Raw genomic sequence first — 14,015 nt, forward strand, 5'->3', positions numbered from 1 at the left:
ATCTGCTTTACGTACTTTACAGGCGACCTCCACGAGCGGAGCGAAGTGGAGCTCGCAGTCCGGACACCCCTCCCCCGCGGAGCCCCGGACCCCGGCGACCCACGGGTTTCCCCGCGCGGCGCCCGCGGTGGCGGGCGAGCGGGCGCAGAGGGGCTGGGCCCGGCAAGGCAGGCGACCCGTGAGCCCACCCGTCCCGCCCCGCGCCTGCCGCCGCCGCCGCGCGAGGGCGTCGACGCCGGACGATCGCCCGCACGGGGGCCGGGGGCGGAGGTCAGAGCACCTGGGCGGGCGGCACCTGCGCCGTCGTCCTGCCCGGCGCCGCGGCCATCGCCGCGCCCACGATCCCGGCGTTGTTCTGCAGCTCCGCCGGCACGATCTCCGCCCTGATGCCCTCGATCAGCGGCAGGAACTTGTCCGCCTTGCGGCTGACTCCCCCGCCGATGATGAACAGCTCGGGCGAGAAGAGCATCTCCACGTGCGCGAGGTACTTCTGCAGCCGCCGCGTCGCCCAGTGCTCCCAGCTCAGCTCCTCGTCCTCGCGCGCCTTGGACGAGGCGCGCTTCTCCGCGTCGTGGCCCTTGAGCTCCAGGTGGCCGAGCTCGGTGTTGGGGACGAGCGTGCCGTTCACGAAGACGGCCGAGCCGATGCCGGTGCCGAGGGTCAGCAGGATGACGGTGCCCTCGCGTCCGCGGCCCGCGCCGAAGGCCATCTCCGCGATCCCGGCCGCGTCGGCGTCGTTCAGGACCGTCACCGGCAGCCCCCCGAGCCGGTCGCCGAGCAGCCGGGCCGCGTCGACGCCGACCCAGCGCTTGTCGACGTTGGCGGCCGTGCGGATGGTGGAGCCGGTCACGACCCCGGGGAAGGTGACGCCGATCGGTCCGGACCAGCCGAAGTGGTCCACGACCTCGACGACGCAGCCCGCGACGTCGTCGGGCGTCGCGGGCTGCGGGGTGAGTACCTTGTGGCGCGGTTCGGCCAGGTCGCCACGGACCAGGTCCACGGGGGCACCTTTGATGCCCGAGCCGCCGATGTCCACTCCGAAGACGTTCATGGACCCAACGTTACGGGCAGAAGCGCTCCGTCACTCCCTGAACGGGGACCGCCGGTCCCGCTCGAGCGGGACCGCCGTCACTCCTTGCCGAGAGCGTCGGCCACCGCGCGCAGGTCCTTGTTGCGGAGCTCCTTGGGGAGCGAGAAGGTCAGCGACTCGTCGGCCGTCTTGACCAGCTCCACGTCGACGTAGCCGCGCTCGGAGAGCCACTCCAGGACCTCCTGGACGAGCACGTCCGGGACGGAGGCGCCGGAGGAGAGGCCGACGCTGGTGACGCCCTCCAGCCAGGCCTCGTCGATCTCGCTGGCGAAGTCCACGAGGTACGCGGCGGGGACGCCGGCCTGCTTGGCGACCTCGACCATGCGGATCGAGTTCGAGGAGTTCTTGGAGCCGACGACGATGACGAGCTCGGCCTGAGCGGCGAGTTCCTTGATCGCGGTCTGGCGGTTCTGCGTGGCGTAGCAGATGTCGTCCGACGGCGGGGAGATCAGCTGCGGGAACTTCTCCTTCAGCGCGTCGACCGTCTCCATGGTCTCGTCGACGGAGAGCGTGGTCTGGGAGAGCCAGACGACCTTGGACGGGTCGCGGACCTCGACCTTGGCGACGTCCTCGGGGCCGTCGACGAGCTGGATGTGGTCGGGGGCCTCGCCGGAGGTGCCGATGACCTCCTCGTGGCCCTCGTGGCCGATGAGGAGGATGTCGAAGTCCTCGTTGGCGAAGCGCACGGCTTCCTTGTGGACCTTGGTGACCAGCGGGCAGGTCGCGTCGATCGTCGCGAGGCGGCCCTGCCGGGCCTCCTCGTGGACGGTCGGGGCGACGCCGTGGGCGGAGAACATCACGATGTTGCCCGGCGGCACCTCGGTGGCCTGGTCGACGAAGATCGCGCCCTTCCGCTCCAGGGTCTGCACGACGTACTTGTTGTGCACGATCTCGTGACGGACGTAGATGGGGGCCCCGTACTGCTCCAGGGCCTTCTCCACGGCGATCACGGCACGGTCCACGCCCGCGCAGTAGCCGCGGGGAGCGGCGAGCAGGACACGCTTCGGGCTGTTCGCGGGCGTTGCAGTCATGGTGCCCATCGTAAGGCCGCGTCGGTGGGCGGTTTCGTCACGGCGGTGGCCGAGACTGACGCCATGGCTGAGGATGCGCGGGCGGCGGGGACGGACCACGAGGGCCTGCGGCGGAGTCTCGGCTTCCGGGATCTCGTGGTGTACGGGCTCCTGTTCATCGCCCCGATGGCCCCGGTCGGCGTGTACGGCACGCTCGACGCCAAGTCGCACGGGGCGGTCGCACTCGTGTACGTCGTGGCGACGGTCGCCATGGCGTTCACGGCCTTCAGTTACGCGCAGATGGTGCGGGTCGCCCCGCGGGCCGGCTCCGTGTTCACGTACGCGCGCACGGCGCTCGGGGAGGGCGCCGGGTTCGTCGCCGGCTGGATGGCGATGCTCGACTACCTGCTGATCCCGGCCGTCGCGTACCTCTTCGCGGGCATCGCCATGGAGGCGCTGGTCCCCGAGGTGCACCGGTGGGTGTGGACGGGGATCGCCGTGGTGGTCACGACGCTGCTCAATCTGTGGGGCGTGCGGGCCGCGGCCCGGGTCGGTTTCGCGGTGCTCGCGATGGAGATCGTGGTCCTCCTGGTCTTCGTCGTGTCCGCGATCGTCGTGCTCGTGCGGGACGGGGCGCAGCGCGACTGGTGGTCGCCGCTCACGGGCGACGCCGGGTTCTCGGCGGAGGCGGTCGTCGGGGCGGTGTCCGTGGCGGTCCTGTCGTACCTGGGCTTCGACGCGATCGCCTCGTTCGCGGAGGAGGTGACGGGCGGCTCCGCTCAGGTGGCGCGTGCGCTGCTGTTCTGCCTGGCGCTCGCGGGCACCCTGTTCGTCGCGCAGACGTGGTTGGTGGCGTTGCTCGAACCGGTCTCGTCGAGCGAGCTGGCGGCGGATCCGGCGCTGCAGGGCTCGGCCTTCTACGACGCGGTGGAGGGAGCCGTCGGGGGCTGGCTGCACGACCTGGTGGCCGTCTCGAAGGCGATCGGCGCGGCCTTCGCGGCGCTCGCCGGGCAGGCGGCGGGCGGTCGGCTGCTGTTCGCCATGGGCCGCGAGCACCGGCTCCCGCACCTGCTGGCCCGTACGGACTCGGGGGTGCCCCGGGTGGCGCTGCTCGTGTCGGCGACGGTCACGATGATCGCGGCGGTGTGGGCGGCCCGCAGCGACGACGGCCTGGACCATCTGGTGTCGGTGGTCGACATCGGCGCGCTGACGGCCTTCGTGCTGCTGCACGCGAGCGTGGTGGGCTGGTTCGCGGTCCGTCGCATGGCGGGGCCGCCGCACTGGCTGCGCCATGTGGTGGCGCCGGTGCTCGGTGGGGCGATCCTGATCGCGGTGATCGTGGAGGCCTCTCCCTCGGCCCAGGTCGTGGGCGTGGTCTGGCTGGGCATCGGCCTGGTGGTCCTCGCGGTCCAGGGGGCGCGGCGCCCGGAGGCGTGACGTGCCCGGAGGGCGGGACAGCCCCGCAGACGCAGCCCCGCAGACGCGGCAGGCCCGGAGGCGCGGCGGGGTCGGGAGACGCGGCAAGGGCGGGAGACGCGGCCGGCCCGGAGGCGCGGCGGGGGCGGGGGACGCGGCGGGGCGGGAGGCGCGGCGGGGTCGGGAGACGACAGGCGCCCGCACGCCTGGGGTGCCCTGTCGGAGCCTCCCGTTACGCTCGGCGCATGGGTCTGAACACGTCAGCCGAAGCGCCGCTGCCGGTCGGTGAGGTCTCCCGGCTCATCGGGGGCTGGATCGACCGGCTCGGGGCGGTGTGGGTCGAGGGGCAGATCACGCAGCTGTCGCGGCGGCCGGGGGCCGGGGTGGTGTTCCTGACGCTGCGGGACCCCTCGTACGACATCTCGATCAACGTCACCTGCTACCGGCAGGTCTTCGACGCCGTCGCCGATGTCGTGTCCGAGGGCGCGCGGGTGGTGGTGCACGCGAAGCCGGAGTGGTACGCGCCGCGGGGGCAGTTGTCGCTGCGGGCGGCGGAGATCCGGCCGGTCGGCATCGGCGAGCTGCTGGCGCGCCTGGAGATGCTGAAGAGGTCGCTGGCCGCCGAGGGGCTCTTCGCGCTCGACCGGAAGAAGCCGCTGCCGTTCCTGCCGCAGTTGATCGGGCTGGTCTGCGGACGGGCGTCGGCGGCCGAGCGGGACGTCCTGGAGAACGCGCGGCGCCGCTGGCCCGCCGTCCGCTTCGAGGTGCGGAACGTGGCCGTGCAGGGCGTGAAGGCCGTGCCGCAGGTGATCCAGGCGGTGAAGGAGCTGGACGCGCACGAGGACGTGGACGTGATCGTCGTGGCCCGGGGCGGCGGCAGCGTCGAGGACCTGCTGCCGTTCTCGGACGAGCAGCTGGTCCGGGCGGTCGCCGACTGCCGTACGCCGGTGGTGTCGGCGATCGGCCACGAGCCGGACTCCCCGCTGCTCGACCTGGTCGCGGACCTGCGGGCGTCCACGCCGACGGACGCCGCCAAGAAGGTGGTCCCTGACGTGGGCGAGGAGCTGGAGCGGGTGCGGGGCCTGCGGGACCGGGCGCTGCGCTGCGTGCGGGGGCTGCTCGAGCGCGAGGAGCGGGGGCTGGCGCACGCGCTGGCCCGGCCGGTGATGGAGCACCCGCAGCGGATGGTCGAGGTGCGCGAGGACGAGCTCGACGCGCTCCTCGCGCGCAGCCGGCGCACTCTCGGGCATCTGCTGGACCGGGCCGACTCGGAGCTGTCGCACACGCGGGCGCGGGTCCGGGCGCTGTCGCCGGCGGCGACGCTGGAGCGGGGGTACGCGGTGCTCCAGCGGGCGGACGGCGCGGTGGTGCGGGATCCGGCGGAGGTCGCGGCCGACGAGGAGCTGCGGGCCCGGGTGGCCGCGGGTGAGTTCACGGTGCGCCGCACGGCCGGTCGGGGCTGAGCGCCGCACGCCCGCCGGAGGGCATTTCCGGAGCACATTCCTAGGAGAGACGCATGGCTACGGGTACGGAACAGGGCACGCTCGGCTACGAGCAGGCGCGTGACGAGCTGATCGAGGTCGTCCGGCGCCTTGAGGCGGGCGGGACGACGCTGGAGGAGTCGCTGGCGCTGTGGGAGCGCGGTGAGGAGCTGGCCAAGGTGTGCCGGCACTGGCTCGAAGGGGCGCGGGCACGGCTGGACGCGTCCCTGGCGGCGGAGCGTGCCGAGGAGGAGGCGGAAGGGGAGGCCGGGTAGCGGTCCCGAACACTGAATCCTGTGAACCGGATCACTATCCGGTTCCGATAGTTGAAATTTCACCTACTCCGGTCGTACTGTCGAGACATCGCCCGCTCCCCCCGACGGGCGGCCCCCTTGCAGTCCGGAAGGTACGCAGCATGTCTCTCGTTCTTGACCCCGCCGCCCAGGACCTCCTCTTCCGTGAGGCCCGCACGGCCAACACGTTCACCGACGAGCCGGTGACCGACGAGCAGGTTCAGGCGATCTACGACCTGGTCAAGTACGGTCCGACCGCGTTCAACCAGACGCCGCTGCGCATCACGCTGGTCCGCTCCCCCGAGGCCCGCGAGCGCCTGGTCACGCACATGGCCGAGGGCAACCAGGCCAAGACCAAGGCCGCCCCGCTGGTCGCGATCCTCTCCGCGGACAACGAGTTCCACGAGGAGCTGCCGGCCCTGCTCCCGCACTTCCCGCAGGCCAAGGACATGTTCTTCGCCGAGCGCCCGGTCCGCGAGCAGTCCGCCCTGCTGAACGCCGCCCTCCAGGCCGCGTACTTCATCGTCGGCGTCCGCGCCGCCGGCCTGGCCGCCGGCCCGATGACCGGCATGGACTTCGCCGGCCTCCAGAAGGAGTTCCTGGACGACGACCACACCCCGCTGATGGTCGTCAACATCGGCAAGCCGGGCGATGACGCCTGGTTCCCGCGCTCCCCGCGACTGGCCTACGACGAGGTCATCACCACCGTCTGATGACGTGAGCGCACGCGAAGGGCCCCTGGTGCATGCACCAGGGGCCCTTCGCTCGTCCTCGGACGGCGGTTCGTCAGACCTTCTTCGCCTGCAGCGCGCCCGCCATCTGGGCGAGGCGCTCGAACGAGGCCGTGCCGGCCACCACGGTCGTCGCGCCGCCCTCGGTGCGCACCAGGGCGTCGTACTTCGGGCCCTCCCAGCGCTGCCAGACCTGACCGCCCACCGTCTGCGTCTTCCCGGAGTCCTTGGCCTCCAGGGTCACCTCGGGCACGTACTTCTCCGGGTCCTCCGTGGACTGGTTGACCGCCACGTACTGGGTGTCCGGGTCCAGGAAGCCGAGCCGCCAGGCGTTGTGGTCCTCGCGCTTGTACGAGACGACCGTCGCCTTCCAGTCCGCGCCCAGCCCCTCCGGGGCCAGCACCGGGTACGGCGCCGCCCGCTGGGCCGTCGCCAGCTCCACCCGGTAGTCCTTGGCCTCGACCGGGTTCGCCTTCTCGTCGTGCGGGACGAAGTAATACATCACGCCCGCGGCGACCATGATCACCGCGAGGGACTGGAACATCCCGCGTACCGTCTGCCTGCCTCGCATACCTGCCACGCCCCCCATGGTCGCATCATGGTGTTGTGCTCATACGTGGGCCCCTCTGCTCAATTTGTCGACCTGACGATAGAGTCACAGCACCCTCTTGTTTTCCGGCCGTCGCCGTCCGTCGCCGTACAGAAAGGTGCGCTCCGATGACCGAGCACCACCACCTGCCGCCCGAGCTGGAGGTCTCCCCCGAGGCCCCCGACCGCAACCTCGCCCTCGAACTGGTCCGCGTGACCGAGGCCGCCGCGATGGCCGCGGGCCGCTGGGTCGGCCGTGGCGACAAGATCGGCGCGGACGGCGCGGCGGTGAACGCCATGCGCACCCTGATCTCCACCGTCTCGATGAACGGCGTGGTCGTCATCGGCGAGGGCGAGAAGGACGAGGCGCCGATGCTCTTCAACGGCGAGCGGGTCGGTGACGGCACCGGCGCCGAGGTCGACATCGCCGTCGACCCGATCGACGGCACCACGCTCAACGCCAAGGGCATGCCGAACGCGATCGCCGTGCTGGCCGCCGCGGACCGCGGCGCCATGTTCGACCCGTCCGCGGTCTTCTACATGGACAAGCTGGTCACCGGCCCCGAGGCCGCCGACTTCGTCGACATCAACGCGCCGGTCTCGGTCAACATCCGCCGGGTCGCCAAGGCCAAGGGCATGACGCCCGAGGACGTCACCGTCGTCATCCTGGACCGCCCCCGCCACGAGGGCATCGTCAAGGAGATCCGCGAGACCGGCGCCCGGATCAAGTTCATCTCCGACGGCGACGTGGCCGGCTCCATCATGGCGGCCCGCGAAGGCACCGGCGTCGACCTGCTCATGGGCATCGGCGGCACGCCCGAGGGCATCATCTCGGCCTGCGCCATAAAGTGCCTGGGCGGTGTGATCCAGGGCAAGCTGTGGCCGAAGGACGAGGCCGAGCGCCAGAAGGCCCTCGACGCCGGTCACGACCTCGACCGCGTCCTCACCACCGACGACCTGGTCTCCGGCGACAACGTCTTCTTCGTCGCCACCGGCATCACCGACGGCGAGATCCTCCGCGGGGTGCGCTACCGCTCCGAGACCGCGACCACGCAGTCCCTGGTCATGCGCTCGAAGTCCGGCACCATCCGGCAGATCGACTCCACGCACCGCCTGTCGAAGCTGCGCGCGTACAGCAAGATCGACTTCGACCGGGCGAAGTAGCCGGCCCGGAAGCGACGACGGTACGAAAAGGGGCGCCCCCATGTGCGGTGGGGGCGCCCCTTCCCGTACGGGCGGCAGACCCGTCAGCCGGCCTGGGCGATCCGCTCGGCCGCGGCGGCCTTGCGGAGCTCGACCTCCCGGCGACGGCGCCGGGCGAGGACCACACGCCGCTCGGCGGCGGTGAGCCCGCCCCACACCCCGTACGGCTCGGGCTGCAGCAGCGCGTGCTCGCGGCACTCGACCATCACGGGACAGCGGGCGCAGACCCGCTTGGCGGCCTCCTCACGGGCGAGCCGGGCAGCGGTGGGTTCCTTGGAGGGGGCGAAGAAGAGCCCGGCCTCGTCCCTCCGGCACACCGCCTCCGCGTGCCAGGGGCCGGCCTCGTCCTCCCGAGCGGGGATGCGCGGGGGCGGCACGGCGGCGGCGACCCGGAGGGGCTGATGCGGCGGCGTGTGCAGCACGGTCTACTCCTGACGACGGCTTCCGCGGGCGAGCGAGCGACGATGCACCAGCCCTACCCGCTGTGCGCACGCCTATGCACTGCGTGCCGCGGTGTTCCGCGGTGCGGACACCCGGCGGCGAATTCCGGTCATCGCGCGGAGCGGAACGCGGGCGTCAGTGGCCGAGACGCTTGCGGAACTTGTCCTGAACCTGGTTCTGCAGGTCGGTGATCCACTTTCCGCGCCTGGGCTTGGCCTCCACGTTGCCGAGGATCGCGAAGCCGTTCACGACGACGACCGGGGCCTGCGGGTCGACGCCCTCCAGCGTGACCACCTCGAAGTTCCCGAGCACGCCGGTGCCGCTGCCACGCAGCGTGATGTTCTCCGGGACGCGGATCTCGACGCTGCCGAAGATCGAGGTCGCGTTGATGGTGGTGAGGCGCTGGGCGAAGATCGCCTCGGTCAGGTCGATCTCGACGCTGCCGAACAGCGAGAACGCGTTGGTCCTGCGGCCCACCCGCCAGCGGCCCTTGCGGGTCGACGCGGAGAACACGGCGACCAGGTTGTCGGCCGGACCCTCGACCTCCTCGGGGCCGTACACCGGGGCGGGCGCGGGCCGCGACCGCGAGCCGGCGACCGGCAGGTCCCGCACGATCGGCTCCAGCTCGCCGACGGTCTTCGCCCGGTAGACCGCGTCGAGCCGCTCCGAGTGCTCCTCGGCGTCGAGCCGCCCCTCCGCCAGGGCGTCCGCGAGGATGTCCGCGACCCGGTCCCGATCCGCGTCCGAGGCCCGCAGCGCCCCCTCGGGATCGGCGAAGCCGGGCCGGGGCGCGGGGGCGGGCGGCTGCTGGGGCTGCTTTTCGAGGTCCACGACCTCAGCCTAGCGAAACGCGATAGATCGCGACCAGGGGGAGCGGCCGTGTCCTGTGGACGACCGGGACGCCACGCGGGAAACACGCCATTCCGGCGCGGTCCCGGCACCTACTGAGCCTTACCTCACAGGATCGCCGCCGCCCCCGCGTCTTACGCTGGAGGGCGCGCCGCCAACGGAGGCGGCGCCGCTGTCTGCCGAGTGAGGAATGGCCGCCGTCATGCCAGAGTTTGCGTACTCCGATCTGCTCCCCCTGGGAGAGGACACCACGCCCTACCGCCTGGTGACCGCCGAGGGAGTCTCCACCTTCGAGGCCGACGGCCGTACGTTCCTCAAGGTCGAGCCGGAGGCGCTGCGCAAGCTGGCCGCCGAGGCGATCCACGACATCCAGCACTACCTGCGCCCGGCCCACCTGGCCCAGCTGCGGAAGATCATCGACGACCCGGAGGCGTCGAGCAACGACAAGTTCGTCGCGCTCGACCTCCTGAAGAACGCGAACATCGCCGCCGCGGGCGTCCTGCCCATGTGCCAGGACACCGGCACCGCGATCGTCATGGGCAAGCGCGGCCAGAACGTGCTCACGCAGGGCCGTGACGAGGAGGCCCTGAGCAAGGGCATCTACGACGCCTACACCAAGCTCAACCTGCGCTACTCGCAGATGGCCCCGGTGACCATGTGGGAGGAGAAGAACACCGGCTCGAACCTGCCCGCGCAGATCGAGCTGTACGCGACCGACGGCGGCGCGTACAAGTTCCTCTTCATGGCCAAGGGCGGCGGCTCCGCCAACAAGTCCTTCCTCTACCAGGAGACCAAGGCGGTCCTGAACGAGGCCTCCATGATGAAGTTCCTGGAGGAGAAGATCCGCTCGCTCGGCACGGCCGCCTGCCCGCCGTACCACCTGGCGATCGTCGTCGGCGGCACGAGCGCCGAGTTCGCGCTGAAGACCGCCAAGTACGCCTCCGCGCACTACCTGGACGAGCTGCCCACCGAGGGCTCGGCCGAGACCGGCCACGGCTTCCGCGACAAGGAGCTGGAGGAGAAGGTCTTCGAGCTCACGCAGAAGATCGGCATCGGCGCGCAGTTCGGCGGCAAGTACTTCTGCCACGACGTGCGCGTGGTCCGCCTCCCCCGCCACGGCGCGTCGCTGCCCGTCGCGATCGCCGTCTCCTGCTCGGCCGACCGCCAGGCCGTCGCGAAGATCACCGCCGAGGGCGTCTTCCTGGAGCAGCTGGAGACCGACCCGGCACGCTTCCTGCCGGAGACCGAGGACTCCCACCTGGAGGCGGGCGAGGTCGTCGAGATCGACCTGAACCAGCCGATGGACGAGATCCTCGCCGAGCTCACCAAGTACCCGGTCAAGACCCGCCTCTCGCTCACCGGCCCGCTGGTCGTGGCGCGCGACATCGCGCACGCCAAGATCAAGGAGCGCCTGGACGCGGGCGAGGACATGCCGCAGTACCTGAAGGACCACCCGGTCTACTACGCCGGCCCGGCGAAGACCCCCGAGGGCTACGCCTCCGGCTCCTTCGGCCCGACGACGGCCGGCCGCATGGACTCGTACGTGGAGCAGTTCCAGGCCGCGGGCGGCTCGAAGGTCATGCTGGCCAAGGGCAACCGCTCGAAGCAGGTCACCGACGCGTGCGGCGCGCACGGCGGCTTCTACCTGGGCTCGATCGGCGGCCCGGCGGCGCGCCTCGCGCAGGACTGCATCAAGAAGGTCGAGGTCGTCGAGTACGAGGAGCTCGGCATGGAGGCGGTCTGGAAGATCGAGGTCGAGGACTTCCCGGCGTTCATCGTCGTGGACGACAAGGGCAACGACTTCTTCCAGAACCCGGCCCCCGAGCCGACGTTCACCCACATCCCGGTGCGCGGTCCGGGTCTCTGATCCCCGCGTGACGACGGGCCCCCGGCACGTGCCGGGGGCCCGTCGTCGTCCTCCCGGGTGACAGCATGATCGTCACGACGTCCGGGTGAAGGGGGAACACCGATGAGCGACGGGGGCCTGAGCGGTCGGGACCGGGAGCTGGATCGTCTGGAGGGGCTGCTGGCGGGGGCGGCGGAGTGCCGGGGCGGGGCCGTGGTGCTCCGGGGCGAGGCGGGGTCGGGCAAGACCGCGCTGCTGGAACGCGTCGGGGAGCTGGCGGACGGGGCCACGCTGCTGCGGTGCGTCGGGGTCGAGTCGGAGGCGGCGCTGCCCTACGCCGGACTGCAGGTGCTGCTGCGGGGCACGCTGGAACGGGCCCGCGGTCTGCCGGAACGTCAGCTGCGGGCGCTGCGCGGGGTGATCGAGCTGGACGGGGCGCCGGGCGGTGACCGGTTCCTGGTCGGGGCGGCCACGGTCAGCCTGCTAGCTGAGCTGGCCGAGGAGCGGCCGGTCGTGGTGCTGGTCGACGACGCGCACTGGCTGGACCTGGAGACCGTGGACGCGCTGCTGTTCGCGGCCCGCCGGATCGGCGTGGGGCGGGTGGCCATGGTGTTCGCCGCGCGCGAGGGCTCGGCGGCCTTCGACGGCGCGCCGGGTCTGCCGGTGCTTCACCTCGGGCCGTTGACCGACGAGGAGGGCGCGGCGCTGCTCGCCGGCCGTGCGCCCGATCTGCACGCGGCCGTGAGCAGCCGGATCCGCGGGCTCGCGCAGGGCAATCCGCTCGCCCTGGTGGAGCTGGCCGGGGCGCTGACGGCGGCCCAGCGGGACGGGAGCGAGCCGCTGGACGCCCGGGAGATCGCCGTCCTGCCGGCCTCGTGGCGCGTGCGGCGGATCTTCGACGAGCGGATCCGGGCGCTGCCCGGGCCGACGCGCCGGCTGCTGACGGTCGCGGCGGCCGACGACACCGGTGACGTGGCGCTGGTGGTGGCGGCGGCGGAACGCACGGGCGCGACGGCCGGGGACCTCGGGCCCGCGGAAGCGGCGGACCTGGTGCGGGTGTCGGGGCGGCGGCTGGTCTTCCGGCATCCGCTGGTGCGGGCCGCCGCGTACCAGGGGGCGGTGCTCGCGGAACGGACGGCCGCCCACCGGGCGCTCGCCGAAGCGGGGCCGGCCGGCGGGGACATGGGCCGCCGGGCCTGGCATCTGGCGGCGGCCACCGTCGGTTACGACGAGGAGGTCGCGGCGGAGCTGGAGCGCAGCGCCGAGCTGTTCCGTTCGCGCGGCGGCCGGGCGGCGGTCGCCGCGGCCTACCGGCGGGCCGCGCGGCTGACGGAGGACCCGGAGGCCCGGTCGCTGCGGCTGGCCGCCGCCGCGGCCGCGGCGGCCGAGGCCGGGCAGGTGGAGCTGGCGGCGGCGCTCGCCGACGAGGCGGGCACGGTGTGCAGTTCGCCGGCCATGGCCCGGCTCGCGAGCGTGCGGGCGGCGTTGGAGCACAGCCGGGGCCGCCCGGAGTCGGCGCGGCTGCTGCTCGTCGAGGCGACCCGCGAGGTGACGGCGCGCCGGCCGGCCACGGGGGCGTGGCTGATGTTCGAGTCGGCGGCGATGGCCTGGGACGCGCCGGACCCGGTCGCGGCGGTGCGGGACACCCGGGCGCGGCTCGCCGGTCTGGACTTCGGCGACTGTCCGGTGCACCGGGGCGCGAGCGGGGTGCTGGACGCGCTGGCGGGTGATCCGGTGGTCGGCGCGGCGGCGCTCCGGGAGTTCGCCGGGTACGTGGTGCGGACCCGGCACGAGCGCAGCCTGTCGGACCAGGTGCGGCTGCACGGCTGGGACATGCTGCTGGGCGAGTACCAGGGGGTGCTCGACGAGTCGGTGGCCCTGGAGCAGGAGTGCCGTGCGGAGGGTGCCGTGGGGGTGCTGCCGCGGGTGCTGTTGCGCCTCGCGCGCTGCCGGCTGTTCCTGGGCCGGCACCGGGACGCGTACACGACGGCGGTCGAGGGGCTGGAGATCGCCCGGGACACCGGGCAGCGTCACCTCGCCTCGTTGCTGTGCTCCGTCCTGTCCCTGCTCGCCGCGCTCGACGGGGACGAGGCGGGGGTGTCGGAGCCGGGCGTGGGGGCCGATCCGGGCGGCCGGGCGGGTGGCGAGCTCGGCTCCGGTGTCGCGCCGCACCAGGTCTCGCTGACGAGGGCGCAGGGCATGCTGGACCTGGGGCTCGGACGCTACGAGGCGGCGCTGCAGCGGTTCGACGCGCTCACCGGCGGGCCGTACCGGCATCTGATGCTCTCCGTGCACAGCCTGCCGGACCAGGTGGAGGCGGCCGTGCGGCTGGGCCGGACCGCCGACGCGGGTCCGCCCGCCGAGCGGTTCACGCGCTGGGCCGGGGCCACCGGGACGCCGTGGGCCGGGGCGGTGGAGCTGCGCTGCCGTGCTCTGCTCGCTCCTGACGGGGCGGCGGAGGAGTGGTACGAGCGGGCGCTCACGGCGCACGAGGGGGATGGCCGGCCGTTCGAGGAGGCGCGTACGCGCCTGCTGTACGGCGAGTGGCTGCGGCGGGCGAAGCGCCGGGCCGCCGCCCGGGAGGCGTTGACCGTGGCGCTCGCCGCATTCGAGCGGACGCAGGCGGGGGCGTGGGCGGACCGCGCGCGGACCGAGTTGCGGGCGCTGGGTGCGGCTCCGGTCCCGGCCGGCCCGGACCTCGCGGGCCGCTTGACGGCGCAGGAGCTGCGCGTGGTCCGGCTGGCGGCGACGGGCCTGAGCAACCGGGACATCGGGGCCCGGCTGTTCCTCAGCCCCCGCACGGTCGGCTACCACCTGTCCAACGTGTACCCGAAGCTCGGCGTCACGTCGCGGGCCGCCCTGGGGGCGCTGGACCTGGGCTGAGGTACGACCGCGGGGCCGGGCCGACCGGGCCCGCGGCCACGGGCCCCGGCCCCGGGGGTCGCGGGGGCCGCACGGGCCGAGGAGCCGCGCGGGCCGAGGGGCCCCGGGGCCGCGGCGGTTGCGGGGGTTCCGGCGGCCGCGGCGGCCGGACGTCGGCCGACACCGGTGGCGCACCCGCCGGCTG

Annotated in this window: 12 protein-coding genes; 7 read left to right on the forward strand and 5 right to left on the reverse strand. The window is 73.1% G+C overall.

The window, feature by feature from the left end; translation table 11 throughout:
- Positions 1–271 precede the first annotated feature (271 nt).
- Together ppgK and AB0M16_RS28130 are read right to left on the reverse strand one after the other, a co-directional pair.
- Complete coding sequence (gene ppgK, locus AB0M16_RS28125; RefSeq protein WP_365347719.1) at positions 272–1,051, reverse strand: polyphosphate--glucose phosphotransferase; 780 nt, start codon at positions 1,049–1,051, stop codon at positions 272–274.
- Between the two features lie 77 nt (positions 1,052–1,128).
- Positions 1,129–2,130: a 4-hydroxy-3-methylbut-2-enyl diphosphate reductase gene (locus AB0M16_RS28130; protein ID WP_365347721.1), complete on the reverse strand. Its 1,002-nt coding sequence runs from the start codon at positions 2,128–2,130 to the stop codon at positions 1,129–1,131.
- A 54-nt stretch (positions 2,131–2,184) separates the two neighbouring features.
- Here AB0M16_RS28130 and AB0M16_RS28135 point away from each other — a divergent pair, with 54 nt between their 5' ends.
- The 4 genes from AB0M16_RS28135 (at position 2,185) to AB0M16_RS28150 (ending at position 6,003) form a co-directional block, all read left to right on the forward strand.
- Positions 2,185–3,537, forward strand: a complete 1,353-nt coding sequence (locus tag AB0M16_RS28135) for an APC family permease (protein ID WP_365347723.1) — start codon at positions 2,185–2,187, stop codon at positions 3,535–3,537.
- A gap of 224 nt (positions 3,538–3,761) precedes the next feature.
- Positions 3,762–4,979, forward strand: coding sequence for an exodeoxyribonuclease VII large subunit (gene xseA, locus AB0M16_RS28140; RefSeq protein WP_365347725.1), 1,218 nt, complete (start codon positions 3,762–3,764; stop codon positions 4,977–4,979).
- A 53-nt stretch (positions 4,980–5,032) separates the two neighbouring features.
- Positions 5,033–5,272, forward strand: coding sequence for an exodeoxyribonuclease VII small subunit (locus AB0M16_RS28145; protein WP_365347727.1), 240 nt, complete (start codon positions 5,033–5,035; stop codon positions 5,270–5,272).
- A gap of 140 nt (positions 5,273–5,412) precedes the next feature.
- Positions 5,413–6,003 carry a malonic semialdehyde reductase gene (locus AB0M16_RS28150; RefSeq protein WP_365347729.1) on the forward strand — a complete coding sequence of 197 codons (591 nt, stop codon included), beginning with the start codon at positions 5,413–5,415 and terminating at the stop codon, positions 6,001–6,003.
- Between the two features lie 73 nt (positions 6,004–6,076).
- Here the strand turns inward: AB0M16_RS28150 and AB0M16_RS28155 are convergent, their stop codons facing one another.
- Positions 6,077–6,610: a DUF4245 domain-containing protein gene (locus tag AB0M16_RS28155; protein ID WP_365347731.1), complete on the reverse strand. Its 534-nt coding sequence runs from the start codon at positions 6,608–6,610 to the stop codon at positions 6,077–6,079.
- 128 nt (positions 6,611–6,738) lie between these two features.
- Here AB0M16_RS28155 and glpX point away from each other — a divergent pair, with 128 nt between their 5' ends.
- Complete coding sequence (gene glpX / locus AB0M16_RS28160) at positions 6,739–7,773, forward strand: class II fructose-bisphosphatase (protein ID WP_365347733.1); 1,035 nt, start codon at positions 6,739–6,741, stop codon at positions 7,771–7,773.
- An 83-nt stretch (positions 7,774–7,856) separates the two neighbouring features.
- Here the strand turns inward: glpX and AB0M16_RS28165 are convergent, their stop codons facing one another.
- Entirely contained in the window at positions 7,857–8,231 is a 375-nt protein-coding gene (locus tag AB0M16_RS28165; protein ID WP_365347992.1) for a WhiB family transcriptional regulator, read from the reverse strand.
- A gap of 157 nt (positions 8,232–8,388) precedes the next feature.
- A complete protein-coding gene (locus AB0M16_RS28170; RefSeq protein ID WP_365347735.1) occupies positions 8,389–9,084 on the reverse strand; it encodes a DUF1707 domain-containing protein in 696 nt (231 codons plus the stop codon).
- A 220-nt stretch (positions 9,085–9,304) separates the two neighbouring features.
- Between AB0M16_RS28170 and AB0M16_RS28175 the strand changes: the two genes are divergently transcribed.
- A complete protein-coding gene (locus AB0M16_RS28175; protein ID WP_365347737.1) occupies positions 9,305–10,969 on the forward strand; it encodes a fumarate hydratase in 1,665 nt (554 codons plus the stop codon).
- Positions 10,970–11,071: 102 nt separating this feature from the next.
- Positions 11,072–13,831 (forward strand): AAA family ATPase, encoded by a 2,760-nt coding sequence (locus AB0M16_RS28180; protein WP_365347739.1) that lies wholly within the window; start codon positions 11,072–11,074, stop codon positions 13,829–13,831.
- Positions 13,832–14,015 lie beyond the last annotated feature (184 nt).

Source organism: Streptomyces sp. NPDC051921 (assembly GCF_040680975.1).
Taxonomy (GTDB): Bacteria; Actinomycetota; Actinomycetes; order Streptomycetales; family Streptomycetaceae; genus Streptomyces.

What these genes read in the sequence shown, in the direction of transcription:
- ppgK (WP_365347719.1), bottom strand. Translation starts at nt 1,051, where the DNA reads ATGAACGTCTTCGGAGTGGACATCGGCGGCTCGGGCATCAAAGGTGCC.
- AB0M16_RS28130 (WP_365347721.1), bottom strand. Translation starts at nt 2,130, where the DNA reads ATGGGCACCATGACTGCAACGCCCGCGAACAGCCCGAAGCGTGTCCTG.
- AB0M16_RS28135 (WP_365347723.1), top strand. Translation starts at nt 2,185, where the DNA reads ATGGCTGAGGATGCGCGGGCGGCGGGGACGGACCACGAGGGCCTGCGG.
- xseA (WP_365347725.1), top strand. Translation starts at nt 3,762, where the DNA reads ATGGGTCTGAACACGTCAGCCGAAGCGCCGCTGCCGGTCGGTGAGGTC.
- AB0M16_RS28145 (WP_365347727.1), top strand. Translation starts at nt 5,033, where the DNA reads ATGGCTACGGGTACGGAACAGGGCACGCTCGGCTACGAGCAGGCGCGT.
- AB0M16_RS28150 (WP_365347729.1), top strand. Translation starts at nt 5,413, where the DNA reads ATGTCTCTCGTTCTTGACCCCGCCGCCCAGGACCTCCTCTTCCGTGAG.
- AB0M16_RS28155 (WP_365347731.1), bottom strand. Translation starts at nt 6,610, where the DNA reads ATGGGGGGCGTGGCAGGTATGCGAGGCAGGCAGACGGTACGCGGGATG.
- glpX (WP_365347733.1), top strand. Translation starts at nt 6,739, where the DNA reads ATGACCGAGCACCACCACCTGCCGCCCGAGCTGGAGGTCTCCCCCGAG.
- AB0M16_RS28175 (WP_365347737.1), top strand. Translation starts at nt 9,305, where the DNA reads ATGCCAGAGTTTGCGTACTCCGATCTGCTCCCCCTGGGAGAGGACACC.
- AB0M16_RS28180 (WP_365347739.1), top strand. Translation starts at nt 11,072, where the DNA reads ATGAGCGACGGGGGCCTGAGCGGTCGGGACCGGGAGCTGGATCGTCTG.